Origin of the sequence: Andreprevotia lacus DSM 23236, assembly GCF_900176275.1 — a bacterium.
In the GTDB taxonomy this organism is placed as follows: domain Bacteria; phylum Pseudomonadota; class Gammaproteobacteria; order Burkholderiales; family Chitinibacteraceae; genus Andreprevotia; species Andreprevotia lacus.
Window position 1 is genome coordinate 64372 of record NZ_FWXD01000016.1, and the last position, 18780, is coordinate 83151.

Here is an 18780-nt window from a genome sequence, read left to right on the forward strand (position 1 = left end):
AAGCTGAAGACGGGGTGTGGCGCGTTGCAAGCGCCTTGGCCAATAGCAAGTTTTTTGATGAAGGGTGCTGCTAGAAGCGGCAGGGGCAATTTTGCAATTCAGCAACAATTCTGTCTTTAAATTGCTTGGTCTTACATTTCGATGCAAATTTATGATTGCATGCTCTGACCTAGCATTTCTACTTTAATGTAGACGGCACCGCGCTTAAATTTGATTTGAAAAATCCGGAAATCAACCAATTTAGGAAATGACCATGGAAAAGCTGAAGATAAATCTAGAGCATTGCTATGGGATTCGAAAGCTAGAAACAAGCTTAGATTATTCATCTGATTCCACAGTCGCAATTTATGCTCCGAATGGAGCAATGAAAAGCTCTTTAGCAAATACATTTCAGGATGTGATAGATGGAAGAAAAACTCAAGACCGGATATTTCAGGATCGAAGCACAACCAGGCTAATTTTAGATGAAAACGATTCCGAAATAGCCTCCGGCAGCATCCTAGTTCTTCGCCCTTATGAAGAAACCTTCGGCCAGAGTGAAGAAACCGCAACACTTCTCGTGAATCAGGCATTGCGCCAAGAATATGAAGAATTGCACGCAGAAACAAACAAAATAAAAGCTGAGTTCATCAAAGCTCTTAAATCGCAATCCAAAACAAAACGAGACATAGAAAAAGAAATATCAAAAACATTCACTGCGAGCGAGGATCAGTTCTTTATTGCACTTAATCGAATAAAATACGAATTGTCGGAACAAAAAGACGCTCCACTATCCAACGTTCCATATGAAATATTTATGGATGAAAAGGTTCAGGATTTTTTAGCAACCAGCGACTTCAAGACGGCAATTGATGAATACGTAAAAAAATATAACGAGCTTTTGGCGGGGTCTAAATATTTCAAAAAAGGAATGTTCAATTATTACAATGCCGCCGCAGTAGCTCGTCAATTAAAAGAAAATGGATTTTTCCAAGCTCGCCACACCGTAAACTTAAACGGAGACAACCGTGTCGAAATCACATCCGAGGGCCAACTTGAAGAACTAATAAACCAAGAAAAAGAGAAAATAACAAATGATGCGGTACTAAAGAAAAAATTTGAAACACTAGAAAAACAAATTCAGAAAAACACAACTTTGCGTGATTTTGAAGCCTATTTACAAGATCATGAAGAGCTCCTTCCCGAATTGGCCAACCTAGCCTCTTTTAAAGAAAAGCTTTGGAAGTCCTATATCAAGTCACATTATGAATTATATGAGAAATTAGTTGAAAAAGCGCTAGCAGCAGCATCACGAAGCAAAGAAATACAAGAGCAAGCAGCGCAGGAGAGAACGCAGTGGCAACTCGTCATTGATATGTTCAACGATCGTTTCTCTGTGCCTTTTCGATTAGTAGCCAGCAATAAAATTGAAGTGACGCTAGGTCAAGAAAAAGCATTGCGCTTAGGATTTGTTTTCCTGGATGGCAATGAGGAAATTCAAGTAGGCCGTGACGCCTTGCTGCAAACTTTGAGCACAGGGGAAAGGAAAGCATTTTATGTGCTAAATATGCTTTTTGATCTTGAAGTTCGCCGCCAAAACCAGACCCACACACTAGTCGTAGTCGACGATATAGCCGATTCCTTCGACTACAAAAATAAATACGCAATAATCCAATACTTGGCAGATTTGGCAGAAGACTCTCTTTTTAAGCTTCTCATATTGACTCACAATTTTGATTTTTATCGCACGATTGAGAGCCGTGGTCTGGTTAAGCGCCCGGGTTGCTTCATGGCATCAAAAACTCAAGATGGCATTTCTCTAGAATCTGCTGTTGGCGTCAAAAACGTTTTTGTGAATGTATGGAAACCCGGATTTTTCAAAAATCCTCGAATGAAAATCGGATGCATTCCATTTATGCGAAACCTAATTGAATATACAAAAGGTGACCACGACCCGGATTATTCACTATTAACTTCCCTTCTTCACTGGAAAATTGGATCAAATGAAATTTCAGTGAATGATTTAGATGGGGTTTATTGTCGACTTTTTGGAATTAAAAACCAATCGGCAAACAAAGACGATAAGCTACTGGACATTATTTACTCCGAAGCAAATTCTTGCTTAACGGCAGCAGACGGCATAAATTTTGAAAACAAGGTTGTATTGGCCATTGCAACGAGACTTCGAGCAGAAAAATTCATGGCCTCCAAAATCAATGACGATGCATGGCTAGCTGAAATCACATCAAATCAGACACCAGTCCTATTAAAGAAATACAAAGCGCTTTTCCCTAATGAAGCAGCAACCATCCGAGTTTTACAACGTGTAACGCTTATGACCCCAGAAAACATCCACCTAAATTCATTTATGTATGAACCCATATTGGACATGTCAGATCAGCATCTTCGCCGGTTGTACCAAGATGTAGTCGCCTTAGCCTAAAAAGCTGCACTTTGATTGGAGCTCACCACGCGGAGAGCCAGTAGGCCGGGACAAGGGTGCCTCTGCGCGTAGCCCGTCAAAGCGAATTGCCCCGCACCTCAGGCACAAGGCTGTCAACACGTTGATGGGATGAAGTGAATGCAATGTGGCGCAACGCTGCCAGAACGGTGACGGGATGAACGCGTGCCATACGGCCGCAATTAGCGTTGCTCATTGCACCCTGCGCGGTGCGGGCACCACGGCGCGGGGGACGGGCAGGTGCAACAAGACCGTAACCATTTGATTGTTTTGCTTTTTACAGCATTTATTGCGATGCTGATGACTCCTTAACGATGGAGTAAGACCATGCCCGGTGAATTTCAGCCCTTCGGCTTCTTCAATGTCGACCCCAAGGGTAACGTGACGGTGTTCAACCTGAGCCTGGTGCGCCGCATCACCGAAGGCCCGACCGTGGACAGCCACCCCACCACCTTTCTGTGGTTCAGCGAGACCGACAAGGTGCAGGTCAAGGCCACCATGCAGCAGATCAGGCACCAGTTCTCGGTTCCCGGCATCAACCCGCTGCCGGTGCCGGGCGTGACGACCAGCGCGGCAGATTTGGGGAAGGCGTTTTAAGCGCTGTGAGATGCAATGCCCAAGCCCTGTGGACTTGGGCAAACACCGGGCCGGCGATGTGTTCTGCCGCGTTGTAGCGGCTCATTCGGCAAGATGCAAAGCTTGTGTACAAATCCAAGGTTTCGGCGGTTTTTCCATGATGCGCAAGTTTCTCAAGTGGTTATGCGCGGCCACCCTGTTGGGCATGATCATTATCGGGGTGAGCTATGTAGGCGTGCGGCATACAGACGCATACCGCTGCGCAGAGCAGTTTGCGCTGCATGCGCCCGAGGTGCGCAACACGCTCGGCGCGCCCGAGGGGCTCAGGCTGATCAGCTTTTCTGCCGAAACCATGAATGGCCGGGGCAAAGGGGAGTTCGCTTTTCAGCTGGAACACGCAGAACGGACAATCCGGCTGAATGTACTGATCAAGGCTGAAGACGGCGTATGGCATGTTGAAAAGGCCCTGGCTGATGACAAGGTGCTTTTTCAGGAAGGCGTTCGCAGCCCCGGCGCATAGAGCATAGAGCGCGCGGCGCAGCAGGGCGTAGGGCGTCAATGAACGCAGCGAATTGCGCCGCACCCCGGTGGAGCATATGGTCACGGCCATCGCGCGGGGTGCAACGCGCAGGGCGCATTGGCGCGTGCGCAATACACCAGCTGGCTGGTGCAAGCCCATGGCACAATTCGCGATGCGAATGACTCCCTTGGGCTGGCCCCGAACGGCTGCAGGCACACATGACCATCCCCACCTGGCAAACCGCACAGCACCTGCTGGCTGACTTTGATGGCGCCGCCACAGAGATCTTCCTCATTGGCCTGCCGATCTCGCAGCTGCCTGCAGTCATTGCGGTGCTCTCTGCCTTGCCGGCGCTGGAAGTGCTTGCCCATGCGGGCGAAACACTTGCAACCGGCAGCCCGTTTGATCGCCAGTGGCAAGCCCGGCTCGAGTCCATACCAAGCCATGCTTGCCAGCATGCATTGCGCTCGGCGTGCGGTTCAGCACAACACTTGCAGATTTACCTCTGGCTAGACCCCGGCGAAGGATGGCTCGAACTGGAGCTGGTGTTCTGGAACGACATGACCTTTCCCGCAGGCTTGTGCATCGACGAGTACGAACAGCGCCTGCAAGCCCTGTGCGCCATCGTGGAGCAATGCCGCAGCGGCGTGCCGGGCACAAGCTGCATCCTCACTGCCGAGCACAACGGGCCGACCTCCGAGCTGGAAAAGCATGTGCACGCAGTCAGATGGTGAACGCACATTTTTGCGTACACGCTGCGAGTAGCGCGCAGGGCGCATTGGCGCAGCGTAATGCGCCGCAGTGGCTGTTGGCCGGGGCAGACAGATGGCGCAATTCGCTACGCTCATTGCCCCCTACAGCTGTGGCGCAGTGCCGTCTTGCCTTGGGGCCGCGTCGCCATTCAGCAGCACCACCAGCCAGCCAGCAATGCACTACGCCCCCAGCACCGCCAGCAAATGCGTAAAGAAGCGCTGGTCTGCCTCACTGCGCGCGGGGGTGTTGTAAGGGCGCGATAGCGCGACGTTGTCCAGCAGCAGCCGGGCGGCAGATACGTAAGACGCGTATTGATCACTGGGCAAACGTGGCGGCGGGGCCGGCTGGCCGGCGATGCGAAAGCCGTAGATCGCGTGGTACATCTGGAAGGAATAGGTCATCAACTCGCCGTCATCCATGCCTGCCGTGGCCGCCTGCCATTGATCGACAAAGGCCGCGGGCGCATCGCGCGGCGGGAAGTGCGAAGTGAGCGCAGCGCCGATTTCTTCCATGCCGTCATGGTTCAAATCCACCGTGTAGCCCACGGGCAGCAGCAGGTTGGCAGCGCCTTCGTCGCTCAATTCGCCCGGCCGGATCGGCGCAGCCAGACTGTGGCTCAGGCGCACCGCATCCAGCGCTTGCGGCGACAGCGACTGCAAAAACGCACGCGGATTGGCCATGGCCTGGCTGCTGTAGGCACGGTTGAGCACCTCGGCGTAAATGCGCTGGGTGGCGATATCGATGCCGCGCATGGCAAAACTGTCGCTTTGCGCCTCGCCCAGCTCGCCCTGCAGCGCTTGCACTGCCGCCGCCGGGTCGGCCCCGGCAGTGCTTGCCGCCGCATTGCGCTGGTGGGCGGCAAGAAAGGCTTGATAGAAATCCTGATCGGGGGTTCTGGTGCCCAGCTGCCGGCGCACGCTCGGGCTGCTGCTGGCCGGTGCGCCCCCGCTTGCGGGCGCTATTTCCGTGTGGCTCATCTTGATCTCCCGGTGATTGCGCAGGCCCCTGCGGACTGCGAACATACGGGAGGGTGTGCAAGTTTTGGGCCAGGCCGGGGGCGCACCAGCGCAAGTGTAATGCGCAGCAGTGGCAGTTGGCCGGGGCAAATCGCTGGCGCAATTCGCAGCGCTCATTGCACCCTACGTTCCTGCATGCCACGACCATTCAGCGCGTAGGGTGCATTAGCGCAGCGTATTGCGCCGTCATGACCAAGGGCTGGTGCAAACTTTTAGCGCATTGCACGTTATTTATTGCGCCGTGCGCACAATGCGGCAATCGCAGCCCGCCTTGCCACGTTCGGCCCCGGCAATGCACACCACGCTGGCCCTGCCGCGCCCGTCAAACATGGCGTAGTCGTGTGATGCAACGGTCATGCTGCCGTCGTTGTTGCGGGCCAGCCGGTAGTGGTTGCCCCAAGGGTCTTCACGCTTCCGGAGTTCGGCATCCGCAGTAGCGTCTTGCCCCTTGCCTGCCGCCAAGTCACGGCACATTGAGTAAGTTTGCGACGTTGCCGCCCTCAACCGCTCTTTCAGCAAAACGGGCACGATAAAATACGCCAGCAGCCCGATGGCGGCGACAGCAATCAGCGACTTGGTGTACGTGGATATCAAGCCCTGCCCCATCCCCCGCTCAGGGCACCGTGTAATTGCTGCAATCGGGCAATGGGCGATCCGGCGTGTACGCGCGCGGCTGGCCGCCGAGCTGGAAGATGCGCTTGAAACTGCAGCGCTGATTGGCCACGGTGACCAGATCACGCTTGCGCAGCGGTAGTGCGGCCAGCGAGTCCTGATCGCGCGAGACCTTGCCTGGATAGCTGGTCGCCTCTGTCTGGTAGACCAGCCGCGGCGGGCCGGCCTTCACGCGCGGGTCCAGCCCCAGCTGCCCGTCAAATTCGTACTCGTCATGGCATGCGCCACGCCGCTGGCGCATATCGCGCTCCGAAAAACAGGCGCGTATCAATATCGACCCCGTCGTGGGAACGGACAATACCGGATGGCTGCGCAAGGCCGCGCCATTGCGGCTGATTTCAAATAGCTGCAGCGCCGCCGCCTGCCCGCCCCCACCAGAATAGGACGCACTCACATGGTATTCCGCGCCCACCAGCAGCGTATCGCCATCGGCCAGCCGCAGCAGTGTGGGCCATAGCGTGATGCCCTGATCCACCCCGTCCGTTTGGGCCGGCGGCAGCGCAAAGCGGTAGCTGGCGGCGTTGGCCCCGGCAATGTCGATCTGCATGAAAGGCGGCGTATCGGCTTGTGCCGCCACAATCTGCACGCAAATATGCTGGTCGACGGTGCAGCCTTTGTCCACGCCGGGGGTAGGCTTGCCCGAATCTGGCGCATTCAGCCCTTCCAGCCGATTGCCGGCCAGATCGGTTTCCACGATGGACGATGCCTTGGCCAGCGCCGCCAGCCGCTCGCGGTAGCGCGCTAACAGGCAGGGTGCATCGGCGCCACATTCGTCACGGCGCCTTAACCATTGCCGTTGCGCTGCCTTGAGCACCGCCGGGGCCGGGGCAATGGCCAGCGCTTTGCGCCAGACCTGGGCGAGGTCTTGATCCATTTGCGATAGCGGGCCATCGGCACAAATGGCCTTTTCGGTGGCGGTGGCCGCTTTGGCGCAATCAAAGCTGGCCGCCCGCGCAGGCGCAAATGCCAGAAGGAGGATGCAGGCACTCAGCAATGGTGGGAGCAGGCAAAGGCGCATGGCAGGTCACGGTGGCGTTGTGCAGGCAATACTGCGGTGCCCAGCATGCCACAGCCCGGCAGCAGGCGCTCGCTGCAGGGGATATCCGGCTCGTCGCTGGCTGCAAGCCACTCGCCCCCTGTCGCAGCGTGCTGCTGCACACGGGGCAATGGCCCTGATCCCGGCGTACATCTGCCGCTGATGCCTGAACATCTGACTTGGCATTTCTCAAATCTATTGTTGTACGTCAGCAACGCCCTTGCATTTGCGTAATCAATTGCCCGCACTTCAGGCAACAGATTGGCTACCCTGATGACATCGACATGCCCCCTTGGCTGCACGCACACGTGCCTGAAAGGATCCCCAATGAGTCAGGAACCCCGAAACTCGCAAGCAGATCCAGATCTGGCGGCAGCGCCGGACGCCATCGTGATTCGCGCCATCCGGGTCCACCTGCCTGCACCGCAGCCCGACCAACAGCAGCGCCGCCTGCAAATCATTGCCGCTGCCTTGCTGTGTGCCGCAACAATGGGCGTCACCCTCGTACTGGCCCGCGTGCTGAACGACCTGACGGATGGTGCGCTTGTTGCGCTGTTGCTGACTGCCATCGTCATCCTTGTAACGTGCCAGCTGATCATCCTGCGCCTGATGCCGTCGCAAGATCAGGCGACAAACAGCGAATCGGCAGCACCAGACTGCGCTAAAGCCATTGCGCTGGGAAGCACGCTGGCGCACGGTGATGAGGCGCTGCAGGCCCAGGTAGAAGCGGCCTTGCAGCTGGCGCAGCGCAAACTGGCCATGTACACGGGCTTGATGCCGGCAGATGAAGAAATAGTGCCGACCAGCCTTGAGGCCTGCTTGTCGGATTTGCAGCAGGCATGCCACAACGCACAAGTAGTGCGCGATCTCTCCTCAGCGCCATCGCTGCGCCTGAAAGTGCTGATTGCCACCGCCGAACAAACTCTGGCAACACAACAAACCGCCCCCTCGGCGCTGAATGCACATTTGCTGCGCGGCTTGCGCATGCTGCAACAAGCCATCACCGGCATGATCCTGATCTGCCTGGGCTGGTACGGGCTGCTGACCCTCGATACCTTGCGCGGCGAAGCCGGCAGCTGCGATAAATCCACCGCTGCGTCGCAGCCCTGTTCAATCGTGGCAACCTCGCTGTTTCCACAACGCATGGCGGCCTCCGCACCCAGCGCGTCGACAGCGTCCGCTGCAAAATCCCAGGCGTCGCAAGTAGCGCCGCCGAACACCGGCACACCCAAGCCCGAAACGACAGCAACAGCGCCAGAACCCACCGCCTTGCAAAGTGTGGTGACTCCGCTCAAAGCCCTGTTCGTCTTGCTCACCTTGTTAGGCGCGCTGGTCTTGCTGCAACCGTTGCTGAGCGTGGCGGGCATGTCGCCGGAAACCTGGCTGGATCGACTGAAAGGCGACAAAAATGATAAGCCCGAAGAAGGCAAAAAATCAGAAGGCGGTACTGCCAGCAATCTGGCCAAACTGGCCGGGCTGGCTGTGACCGTTGCGCCAGTTGCCTTGATGCCCGCAGGCCTGATTGGCTACGGCGTCTATTCCCTGGTGCAAAACACGCCTGGCAATACGCAAGTCTCGCAAGTCCAACTTGATCGGTTGTTAAGCCAGCACGACGAAATACTGCGCAAACTGGCAGCCGTGCCAACCGCGATGCCGACTGGCTCGCCCATGCCGACCGATCCGCCAGCTGCGTCGCCCACACCCGCGACCAGCCCAACGCCAGCGAACAGTGAGCTCTTGAACGCTGCCACGGCGCTGGACAGCGCCGCGCGCAAGCTGGATGGCACAGCAACGGGGTTGGCACAGGCTGCCGGCGGTCTCGATAGCCAACTGCAACGCGCGAACACGCAAGTCGCCGGTCAACTCAGCCAGACCAATCAGGCCATTGCGTCGTTTGCCTCCAGTGCCAATGCCATCCATGCCAATCTGGAAAACACCCGCCAGTCGGTGCATTCAATAGCAAGCAGCGTTGCATTGCTGGACAACGCAGTCAGCAATCAAAAGCAGCAGATATTCGCACTCGGTTGCGGGCTGCTGGCCGCCGACGCCCACACACGCGTCTACGCCGTGCATCTGGGCGGCTACCCCGACCTCGCTCAACCCCTTGATTGCCTGCCCATAGGTAAAAACCGTTAGGCGCCTGCCCCGCGCTGAGCACCTGTCATGCCCGCTCGGCCATCATCAGTGGACGTGCCGGCAGCAAGCCCCCGGCACAGTCGGCCGTCACCGGTTGTTAAGAGCCGCTAACAAAACCCAGTGTAGCGGTGCTGGCAAGGCACGCGAAACGCAGACAGTACAAGGCGTACGGCAAGTGAGCGTAACGCCGCCAGCAGGGTTTGGTTAGCGGCTCTAAAGGTGAAACAGCGGCGCGCCCTACTTGATGCCACGCCCCCGCCATGGCGAGGGCGCCTCGCTACGCCAGGCAGGCATGGCCCGGGGCGCCGCAGATTCAGCCGGAAAGAGGCCGCATTTTTGCGATAAATCACGAGCAAGGTAGTCATTTTGATACAAAATATGGCCCCGATCACTTGAGATCACCATTTTTACAAAGGGGCGCGTGGCGTGAAGGCAGTCTGGACTACAAGCAGTTTGATGATCGGTTTGGCGCTGGCCGGCTGCGGCGGCGGTGGTGGCGGCGGTAGCAGCAGTGGTAACGGCAACACGACATCGGCAGTGGCGTTTGCGCCGGCCACGATTGCAGCCACGGCCGATGGCACACAGCGCAGCGAAGTGCGTCTGGTGGCGACGCCGTCGGCCGAGCTGGCCAGCGCCAAGCCGGCAGATATCTTCATCAAGGTTGTCGATTCGAACCAGGTGTTTTCCAGCGGGGCCTACATCAGCAGCAATGGCGATGGCACGTTCAATGCCGTGATGAGCACGCAAGCGAGCCTGGCCGCCGGCAGCTATAGCGGCCAGCTGCAGGTGCAACTATGCAAATCGGCCGATTGCGCCAGCCAGTATGCCGGCTCGCCGGTCAGCGTGCCGTATCGCGTCAATGTCGGCATGATGCAACCGGCGCTGACGCGCTGGGACGGCGTTGCCGACTGGAGCACCGCGCAGGGCAATGCCAAGCACGACGGCTATGTGCCGGTCACGCTCGACCCGGCCAAGTTCTCGCTGCGCTGGCACTGGACCACCCCCCTCTACAATCCCCCTTCGGAGCCGACCATCTACAATGGCACCGCGGTCACCAGCGCCGGCAAGAGCCTGATCGGTCTGGACGAAAACACCGGCAGCCAGCGCTGGTCCAGCTATTTTGGCTGGCCCAATACCGTGAACAGCAGCACGGACGGTCTGGCTTCGGCCAATGGCCTGGTTTATGTCTCGTGGCTTGCCACCGGCGGCAATGGCGCAAACAATGCGCAACTGCTGACCTTTGATATCAAGACCGGCAGCCAGCTGCGGTCGGCCAGCTATACCGATCGCTTCAATCTGGGTGATACCCCGGCGAGCAGGCCCACGGTGGACAACGGCACGGTTTATCTGGCCGGGCAAAAACTGACCACGGTCTCTGCCAACGGCGTGGTCAGCAGCTATGGCCCCACGCTGGGTTATCAAAGCGCCAGCGTGGCCGTGGATGGCCAGAATGCCTACAGCTACGGCGCCCTGATGAATACCCCGACCAGCAGCGGCTCGGAGGGTGAGTTGCATGTGTTCGACAAGAACACCGGCGCACTCAAGCAAACTCTGCCTGACGCGGTCAGCTACCTCAACTGGGTACCGCGTGCGCATGCCGTGGTGGGCGCGCAGAACGACATCATCCTGGTCAACCCGTGGAACCAGTATTCGCAGCGCGCGCTGACGCGGCTCAACGTGGGTGGCGGCGTCGCGTGGTCGGTGCGCGGTGATTTCAACGGCCAGCCGGTAGTGGCCAACGGCAAGATCCACATCACCTGCAACTTCCCGACACGCGTTGAAACCTATGACGAGGCCAGCGGCAAGCTGCTGTGGTCGCAAGTGCTGCCGTACTCCAACGATCAGTCAGCCGTGCTGACATTCGCCCCCATGATCGTGACCAACAACCTGTTGTTCGTGAACGGCACCACGGCGCTGTATGCCATCGACCTGAACTCGCACCGCATCGTCTGGCAGTATCCGGGCATGGGCACGCTGGCGCTGTCGGCCAATGGTTTGCTGTATGTGACCACCTACTCGGGCATCACCGCGATCAACCTGAAATAAGCCTGCACGCAGTGCACCAACCGGCCCGGCAGCCCTTGCCGGGCCGGGCAGCGGGCCATGGGCGCACGGCGCGCCCTGATCGATTCCACGCCGCCCGTCCGCGCCGCCGCGAGGGCGCCTCGCTGCGCGCGTCAGTGGCAAGCATCGGGTCCATCAACCCGATCAGGCCCGGGCAGGCGGGTGTTACACCACCAGCAAATTATCGCGGTGTATCAGCTCGGGTTCGTCGATATAGCCCAGCGCGGACTCGATCTGGCCGGTGGGCAGGCGCGCGATCTTGCGCGCGTCCTGGCTGGAGTAATTGACGATGCCGCGTGCGATCTCGGTGTCGTCCGCGCCGATGCAGCGCACGATGTCGCCGCGCTGGAAATCACCCTCGACCGCCACCACGCCGATCGGCAGCAGGCTGGAGCCGCGCTCCAGCACCGCGCGCACCGCGCCGGCATCCAGCAGCAGCCGGCCACGGATTTGCAGGTGGTCGGCTATCCATTGTTTCTTGGCCGCCAGCGGCGTGGTTTGCGCCACCAGTTGCGTGCCGATGGCCTCGCCGTTGGCCAGCCGCGTCAGCACATTGGCCTCGCGCCCGCTGGCAATGATGGTGGCCGCGCCGCTGCGCGCCGCGCGCTTGGCAGCAATCACCTTGGTGAACATGCCGCCGGTGCCGACCGACGACCCTGCGCCGCCCGCCATTGCTTCCAGCTCGGCGGTGCCGGCCACGGCTTCGTCGATCAGTTTTGCCGCCGGATCACGGCGCGGGTCGGCGGTGTAGAGGCCCTGCTGGTCGGTCAGGATGACCAGTGCATCGCCTTCGATCAGGTTGGTGACCAGCGCGCCCAGCGTGTCGTTGTCGCCAAACTTGATTTCGGCCGTCACCACCGTGTCGTTTTCGTTGATGATGGGCACCACGCCCAGCGACAGCAGCGTGAGCAGGGTCGAGCGTGCGTTCAGATAACGGGTGCGGTCGGCCATGTCCTCGTGTGTCAGCAGCACTTGCGCGGTTTTCAGGCCATGCTGGCGAAAGGCGCTCTCGTAGGCCTGGCACAGCCCCATCTGGCCGACGGCCGCTGCTGCCTGCTTTTCGTGGATGGATTTGGGCTTTTCGCTCCAGCCCAGCCGCGCCACGCCCTCGGCCACCGCGCCGGACGACACCAGCACCACATCCTTGCCCAGCCGGCGCAGTTCGGCGATTTCGGCGGCCCAGCGCGCCAGCGCAACATGATCGAGACCGCGCCCCTCGTTGGTAACGAGCGACGAACCGACTTTCACCACCAGGCGGTGGGCGGACTGAATAAGGCTGACGGGCATGGAACTATCCTCTCTGTGCGCGGCCATTATATCGCTGTCACCTTCTGCTGCTGTCACATTCGGCAGATTGTGCCGACTATGCATCTGATCGTTGCGCATGGGCGTATACGATGCAAATACCCGCTTGCCGAGTGCTACATGTCGATCAAAACACTGAAAATCATCGTCTTCATCCTTTGTCTCTACCCGCTGGCGCGCATGGGCTGGCGCGTGCCGAGCGAGGTCGACCCGGTGGCGTGGCTGCTGCATTCCAGCGGGCGCTGGGCGCTGACCGGTTTGCTGATCACGCTGTCGATTTCGCCGCTGCGCCAGCTCACCGGCCGGGGCGAGCTGCTGAAACTGCGCCGTATGCTGGGGCTGTATGCGTTCTTTTATGCGGTGCTGCATTTCTGCATCTATCTCGGGCTGGACCGCCAGCTGGATTTCTCCACCATCGGTCGCGACATCCTCAAGCGGCCCTATATCACCGTGGGCTTTAGCGCCCTGCTGCTGCTGATCCCGCTGGCGGTCACCTCCACCGACGCGATGATGCGCCGCCTCAAGCGCAACTGGGGGCGGCTGCATCAACTGGTCTACCCGATTGCCATCCTGGGCGTGCTGCATTTCTGGTGGCTGGTGAAACGCGACGTGAGCGTGCCGGAAATCTATGCCGTGCTGCTGGCGTTGCTGCTGGGCTGGCGGGTGTGGCGCTGGTGGAAGCGTCGCGCTGCCGGATGAGTGTTGGCAGCATCCCGGTGCTGCATCAAGAGCCCGGCCAAGCCGGGCCCTGACCGTTTTTCGCAGGCGACGCAGCGACGCGATCTGTTTGACCCCACTCCCCCCGCCCTCGCCTTCGAGCCTGCGCGTACTTGCTGCCTGTCGTTGTAAATCAAACAACATCAAGAACCCGGCCAAGCCGGGTTCGGGCCATATCCGGCAGGTGATGCAAGGGCTCATCCCGTTTGATTCCACTCCCCAGCCCTCGCCGCCGCGCGGGAGCGGAGCCTCGCTCACGCTCGACAGTGGTCTCTGCTGCGTGCCGGCCGCGTTCCTGCGCAAAATCATGCCAGCTCGCTGGGACATTTCATCGTCATTTCATGTCACTCATCCGGCATGGCGGCATTTCGTCGCATGTCATGCAGGCTTGCGGTCAGGCTGGATAAAGTGAACGCGTCCCACTGCAGGCAAGCCGCTCACGTTGCATTGCGCAATACTGATCAGGTTGGCGCGCCGGCAGGACTATAGATTGCCTCTGTCCTACTACGAGCGAGCCCACCATGAACCCCGTCGTATTGCGCAATGTCGCCAAGCATTACCGGCTTGATGCCGTCGATGTGCCGGCGCTGACCGACATCAATGTCGAAATCCATGCCGAGCGCTTCACCGTGCTGTCCGGCCCTTCCGGCAGCGGCAAGACCACGCTGCTCAACCTGATCGGCTGCATCGATCGCCCCGACAGCGGCGAGCTGCTGGTGGATGGCCAGGAAGTGCTCAAGCTGAAGGACGATGCGCTGTCCGATTTCCGCGCGCGCCGCATCGGTTTTGTGTTCCAGAACTTCAACCTGCTGCCGGTGCTCAGCGCGTACGAGAACGTTGAATACCCGCTGCTGCTGTCGGGCAAGGCGCTGAACGCCACGCAGCGGCGCGAGCGGGTGCGGGCGTTGCTTGATGCGGTCGGCCTGTCCGACAAGGCGAACAACCGTCCCGGCCAGCTCTCCGGCGGGCAGCGCCAGCGTGTGGCGATTGCGCGTGCACTGGCGACCGAACCCATGCTGGTGCTGGCCGATGAGCCCACCGCCAACCTCGACAGCCACACCGGTGCCTCCATCATCGAGCTGATGCGCAAGATGCAGCGCGAGCTGCGCGTGTCCTTCGTGTTCTCGTCGCACGATCCGCAAGTGCTGGCCGCCGCCGACGACGTGATCAGCATCCGCGATGGCCGCATTACCGATATCCGCCGGCTGGATCATGCCGTCGGTACCCATCCGCAACCCAGCCCGGTGCCGGTGCAAGCGCACGGCCACCAACAAGCCAGCCGCCTGGAGGGCACAGCATGAACACCATCAACCTGGCGCTGCGCAACCTGTGGCGCAATCATCGTCGTTCGCTCACCACCCTGCTGGCAATGATCGTCGGCGCGGTATCCATCCTGCTGTTCGGCGGTTACAGCGGCAACATCAACTACGGCCTGCAAAGCGGCTTTGTGCAGCACAGCGGCCATTTGCAGATTCAGCACAAGGATTACTTCCTGTACGGCAGCGGCAACCCGGCCGCCTACGGCATTCCCAACTACCAGCACATCATCGATGTGGTGCAGAACGATGCGGTGCTCAAGCCCATGCTGACGGTGGTGACCCCCACCTTGAACCTGGGCGGCATTGCCGGCAATTTCAGCCAGGGCGTATCGCGCACCGTGATCGGCGCGGGCGTGGTGATCGACGACCAGAACCGCATGCGGCGCTGGAATGACTATGGCTTCCCCTACCACTTCAAGTCGCTGGCGCTGACCGGCACCTCGCCCGATTCGGCCGTGATCGGCACCGGCGTGGCGCGCGTGCTGCAACTGTGCGGCCCGCTGCAGGTCAAGCATTGCCCGCAGGCCCCCGCCAAGGTGGTGACCGATGGCGCCAGGGCGCCGGACGATATCGCGGCATTGTCGGCACAAGAGGCCAGTGGCCAGCCGGCACAGGCCGATACGCATATCGAGCTGCTGGCGGCCAATGCACACGGCGCGCCCAATGTGGCCGGGCTGAATGTGGTCAAGGCCGAGCTGCAGGGCGTGAAAGAGCTGGATGACCTGTATGTGATGCTGCACCTGCAACAGGCACAAAAGCTGGTCTACGGCGGCGATGCGCCGCAGGCCACCGCCGTGGTGCTGCAGCTGCAGCACACCAGCCAGCTGCCCGCCGCCCGGGCCCGGCTGGAGGAGCTGCTGCGCACCACACTCAAGGGCGAGGCGCTGGAAGTGCACGACTTTGCCACGCTCAACCCCAGCTATGGCCAGATCACCGGCATGTTTGCCGCCATTTTCGGCTTTATTGCCATCCTGATCGGCGCCATCGTGCTGTTCACCGTCGGCAACACCATGAGCATGGCGGTGGTCGAGCGCACGGTGGAAATCGGCACCCTGCGCGCCATCGGCCTGCGCCGGGGCGGCATCCGCCGCTTGTTCGTTACCGAGGGGCTGCTGCTGGGCGTGATCGGCAGCGTGCTGGGCGTGCTGGCCGCGTTGGCGCTGGCCTGGCTGATCAACCACGGCGGGCTGACGTGGACGCCGCCGGGCAATGTCGAGCCGGTGCCGCTGATGGTGCGGGTGTGGGGCGAGGCACGCATGATCGTCGGCACCGCCATCGGCCTGACCGTAGTGGCCGTGCTGTCGGCCTGGTGGCCGGCACGCCGCGCCGCCAGACTCGAAATCGTCGACGCGCTGCGCCACGTTTGAGGCCTGCTGCCATGCTTGCCCCTATCCATGCCGCCCTCGCCGTGCTGGCCCTGTTGCTGGGCGCGCTGCAGTTCATGCTGCACAAGGGCACGCGGCTGCACCGTCGGCTGGGTTGGGTCTGGCTGGCGGCGATGGCCGCCACGGCACTCAGCTCGTTCGGGCTGACCAGCCTCACCGGCCATTTCAGCGCCGTGCACTTGCTGTCGCTGTGGGTGTTGTACTGCCTGTATGCCGCCGTGCGCCACATCCGCCGCGGCAATGTAGTCGCGCACCGCAATTTCATCGTCGGCGCCTGGCTGGGTGCGCTGGGTGCAGGCATCGCCGCCGTGGCCACGCCGGGCCGCCTGCTGCACCACTGGCTGCAAACCTTTACTGTTTGAGGAATCCATCATGTTGAAAACCCTGCTGATCTCCACGCTGCTGCTGGCCGGCATGGCCCACGCCGCGCCCGATGCGCAGCAATTGCTGGCGGCGACCGACGCCATCCGCAACCCGGACAAGCCCTTCGCGCTCACCACCACCCTGACCGAATACCGCAACGGCAAGCAGACCGACAGCAGCACCTTGGCGGTCTACTCCAAGGCCGACAAGGTGGGCGGCGAATTCCGCAGCCTGATCCGCTTCGTGGCCCCGGCGCGCGATGCCGGCAAGCTCATGCTCAAGAGCGGCAACGACCTGTGGTTTTATGACCCGGCCAACAAGGCCAGCATCCGCATCTCGCCGCAGCAGCGCCTGCTGGGGCAGGCCGCCAATGGCGATGTGGTGACGGTGAACCTGGCCAAGGACTACAAGGCCGAGCTGGGCGGCGAAGAAGACGTGCAGGACGGCGAGCGCAAGAACCGCCATGCCTACAAGCTGGTGCTGGCCGCCGTCGCGCCGGACGTGACCTATCACAAGATCGAAATGTGGGTGGACGGCGCATCCAGCCAGCCGATCAAATCGAAGTTCTATGCCGACAGTGGCCGCCTGCTCAAGACCGCCTACTATCGCCACTATGAAAACCGCCTGGGCGTGCTGCGGCCGACCGAGACCGTCATCATCGACGGCCTCGACCCCAACTGGGTGACGGTGATGCGCTTTGCCGACTATGGCTGGCGCGACATTGCCGACAGCTGGCTGCAGAAAGACTATCTGCCGCGCTTCAAGCCGGAGTGAGGCACATGCACACGTTACACAAGCCGCTGGCCGTGCTGCTGCTCGGTCTGGGCGCACTGGCCCCCGCCGGCCACGCGCTGGCTGGCGATGAGGATGCGCTCAACCTGGCCGACAACACACAGGCCAGCACCGAGCAGGCGCGCGACTGGCGTTTGCTGATCGAGGGCGCCATCGGCGGCAGCGACCAGCGCGATGGCACGCAAACGCGCTCGCAGCGCGTGTCGGCCAGTGTGGAGCTGGATACGCGGCTGGCGCCGGACTGGCGGCTGGTGCTGTCAGACCGGGTGGACCAGCGCTGGAGCGGCACGCTGCAGGACGGCGACGCCATCAACACGCTGCGCGATGCCTATGTCAGCTGGCAGGCCAGCCCCACGCGTGCGCTGGATGTCGGCCGCATCAACACGCGTTACGGCGTGGCCATGGGTTACAACCCCACCGACTGGTTTGCTGCCGGCGCGGTGCGCTCGCGCGTATCCGAAGACCCCGGCAGCCTGCGCGACAACCGCCAGGGCAGCGTGATGCTGCGCGGCCAGCAGCTGTGGGACGGCGGCGCGGCCACCCTGCTCTATTCGCCCAAGCTGGCCGACCACCGCGAGGACGGCAGCTTCAACCCCGACTGGGGCCGCACCAACGGGCAAGACCGCGCGCTGCTGTCGGTCAGCACCCGGCTTAGCGACAGCCTCAGCCCCGAATGGCTGCTGTACCACCAGGCCGGCGGCGCGCCGCAACTGGGCCTCAACCTGTCGTGGCTGGCCAACCCGGCCACGGTGGCGTATCTGGAATGGTCGGGCGGGCGGCAACGCTCGCAGCTGGCGCAGGCACTGGGTGGTGACGACACCGCGTTCCGCCAGCGGCTGGCCATCGGCGCCACCTACACCACCGATTTCAAGCTCAGCACTACCGTCGAGTATGACTACAACGGCGCCGGGCTGGACGACGATGGCTGGCAGGCGCTGCAGGCCGGCAACCCCGGCCGCTATTGGGCCTATCGCGGCACGGTGAGCGATTTGCAGGCGCTGCCCACCCGCCACGCCTGGTTTATCCGTGCCGCCTGGCAGGATGCGCTGATCAACCACCTCGACCTGACCGGCATGCTGCGCATCAACGGCGACGACCACAGCCGCATGAGCTGGCTGGAAGCGCGCTACCACTGGGACAAGACCGATGTGGCGCTGCAATGGCAGCACTACGGCGGCAACAGCGGCAGCGAATACGGCGCGCTGCCGCAGCGGCAGCTGTGGCAGGTATTGCTTACCCGCTATTTCTGATTACCTTTTGTATCTGTTTGGCGGAGGCGGGCGGGTGTACAACGAAAGCATGGCAAACCATCGGGGTAACACCATGAAATGGATCGCATCCGGCCTGCTGCTGCTGGCCCTCAACGCCCATGCCGACACGCTGCGCTGCGGCAATCTGCTGATCCAGCGGCGACAGCACGCACATGGTGCGCAGCCGCTGCGGCGACCCCGACAGCGTGGACAAATACACCGCACCCGACTACGGCGTGCACTACTGGTATGACCGCTACAAGAAACCCGTGCGCCAGCAGGACATCGGCGTGAAGGAAGTGTGGCTGTACGACCGGGGCAGCAACCAGCTCAACGCCCGGCTGACCTTCATCAACGGCGAGCTCACGCAGATCGACATGCTGGGATACGGCAGCAAGTAGCGGCCGGCAAAACCGGCGGGCACCCGGCGTGGCCC

General features: G+C 60.7%; 16 protein-coding genes and 1 pseudogene. 13 read left to right on the top strand and 4 right to left on the bottom strand.

Annotated features, from left to right (window positions below):
* The first annotated feature begins 253 nt into the window (after positions 1-253).
* The 4 genes from B9A19_RS14045 to B9A19_RS14060 all read left to right on the top strand — a co-directional run bounded on the left by B9A19_RS14045 (position 254) and on the right by B9A19_RS14060 (position 4270).
* A complete protein-coding gene (locus B9A19_RS14045; RefSeq protein WP_176216944.1) occupies positions 254-2422 on the top strand; it encodes a phage infection protein in 2169 nt (722 codons plus the stop codon).
* 345 nt (positions 2423-2767) lie between these two features.
* Entirely contained in the window at positions 2768-3037 is a 270-nt protein-coding gene (locus tag B9A19_RS14050; RefSeq protein WP_084091437.1) for a hypothetical protein, read from the top strand.
* Between the two features lie 136 nt (positions 3038-3173).
* Entirely contained in the window at positions 3174-3536 is a 363-nt protein-coding gene (locus B9A19_RS14055; protein WP_084091438.1) for a hypothetical protein, read from the top strand.
* A 218-nt stretch (positions 3537-3754) separates the two neighbouring features.
* The gene (locus tag B9A19_RS14060) at positions 3755-4270 is read left to right on the top strand and encodes a hypothetical protein (protein WP_084091439.1); all 516 of its coding nucleotides are present in this window, start codon (positions 3755-3757) and stop codon (positions 4268-4270) included.
* Positions 4271-4468: 198 nt separating this feature from the next.
* On the opposite strand, the gene B9A19_RS14065 is transcribed toward B9A19_RS14060, so the two are convergent.
* From B9A19_RS14065 to B9A19_RS14075, 3 genes are all read right to left on the bottom strand, one after another.
* On the bottom strand, positions 4469-5266 hold the full coding sequence (locus B9A19_RS14065; RefSeq protein WP_139798852.1) for a hypothetical protein: 798 nt from the start codon (positions 5264-5266) through the stop codon (positions 4469-4471).
* Positions 5267-5536: 270 nt separating this feature from the next.
* Positions 5537-5779 (bottom strand): hypothetical protein, encoded by a 243-nt coding sequence (locus tag B9A19_RS22175; protein ID WP_139798853.1) that lies wholly within the window; start codon positions 5777-5779, stop codon positions 5537-5539.
* Between the two features lie 139 nt (positions 5780-5918).
* Positions 5919-6995, bottom strand: coding sequence for a lysozyme inhibitor LprI family protein (locus B9A19_RS14075; RefSeq protein ID WP_084091442.1), 1077 nt, complete (start codon positions 6993-6995; stop codon positions 5919-5921).
* A 345-nt stretch (positions 6996-7340) separates the two neighbouring features.
* Here B9A19_RS14075 and B9A19_RS14080 point away from each other — a divergent pair, with 345 nt between their 5' ends.
* A complete protein-coding gene (locus B9A19_RS14080; protein ID WP_084091443.1) occupies positions 7341-9149 on the top strand; it encodes a hypothetical protein in 1809 nt (602 codons plus the stop codon).
* Positions 9150-9605: 456 nt separating this feature from the next.
* Positions 9606-11195 carry an outer membrane protein assembly factor BamB family protein gene (locus B9A19_RS14085; protein ID WP_084091444.1) on the top strand — a complete coding sequence of 530 codons (1590 nt, stop codon included), beginning with the start codon at positions 9606-9608 and terminating at the stop codon, positions 11193-11195.
* Between the two features lie 183 nt (positions 11196-11378).
* On the opposite strand, the gene proB is transcribed toward B9A19_RS14085, so the two are convergent.
* Positions 11379-12500, bottom strand: a complete 1122-nt coding sequence (proB, locus tag B9A19_RS14090) for a glutamate 5-kinase (RefSeq protein WP_084091467.1) — start codon at positions 12498-12500, stop codon at positions 11379-11381.
* A gap of 138 nt (positions 12501-12638) precedes the next feature.
* Between proB and msrQ the strand changes: the two genes are divergently transcribed.
* From msrQ to B9A19_RS14125, 7 genes and pseudogenes are all read left to right on the top strand, one after another.
* Positions 12639-13217, top strand: a complete 579-nt coding sequence (msrQ, locus tag B9A19_RS14095) for a protein-methionine-sulfoxide reductase heme-binding subunit MsrQ (protein WP_084091445.1) — start codon at positions 12639-12641, stop codon at positions 13215-13217.
* 539 nt (positions 13218-13756) lie between these two features.
* A complete protein-coding gene (locus tag B9A19_RS14100) occupies positions 13757-14536 on the top strand; it encodes an ABC transporter ATP-binding protein (RefSeq protein WP_084091446.1) in 780 nt (259 codons plus the stop codon).
* Positions 14533-15921: an ABC transporter permease gene (locus B9A19_RS14105; RefSeq protein WP_084091447.1), complete on the top strand. Its 1389-nt coding sequence runs from the start codon at positions 14533-14535 to the stop codon at positions 15919-15921. Before B9A19_RS14100 ends, B9A19_RS14105 begins: the two co-directional genes overlap by 4 nt.
* An 11-nt stretch (positions 15922-15932) precedes the next feature.
* Positions 15933-16301 (top strand): DUF2306 domain-containing protein, encoded by a 369-nt coding sequence (locus B9A19_RS14110; protein ID WP_084091448.1) that lies wholly within the window; start codon positions 15933-15935, stop codon positions 16299-16301.
* A 10-nt stretch (positions 16302-16311) separates the two neighbouring features.
* Positions 16312-17076 (top strand): outer membrane lipoprotein-sorting protein, encoded by a 765-nt coding sequence (locus tag B9A19_RS14115; protein WP_084091449.1) that lies wholly within the window; start codon positions 16312-16314, stop codon positions 17074-17076.
* Between the two features lie 5 nt (positions 17077-17081).
* A complete protein-coding gene (locus B9A19_RS14120) occupies positions 17082-18344 on the top strand; it encodes a hypothetical protein (protein ID WP_084091450.1) in 1263 nt (420 codons plus the stop codon).
* 164 nt (positions 18345-18508) lie between these two features.
* A pseudogene (locus tag B9A19_RS14125) lies at positions 18509-18745 on the top strand (DUF2845 domain-containing protein); the annotation flags it as partial.
* Positions 18746-18780 lie beyond the last annotated feature (35 nt).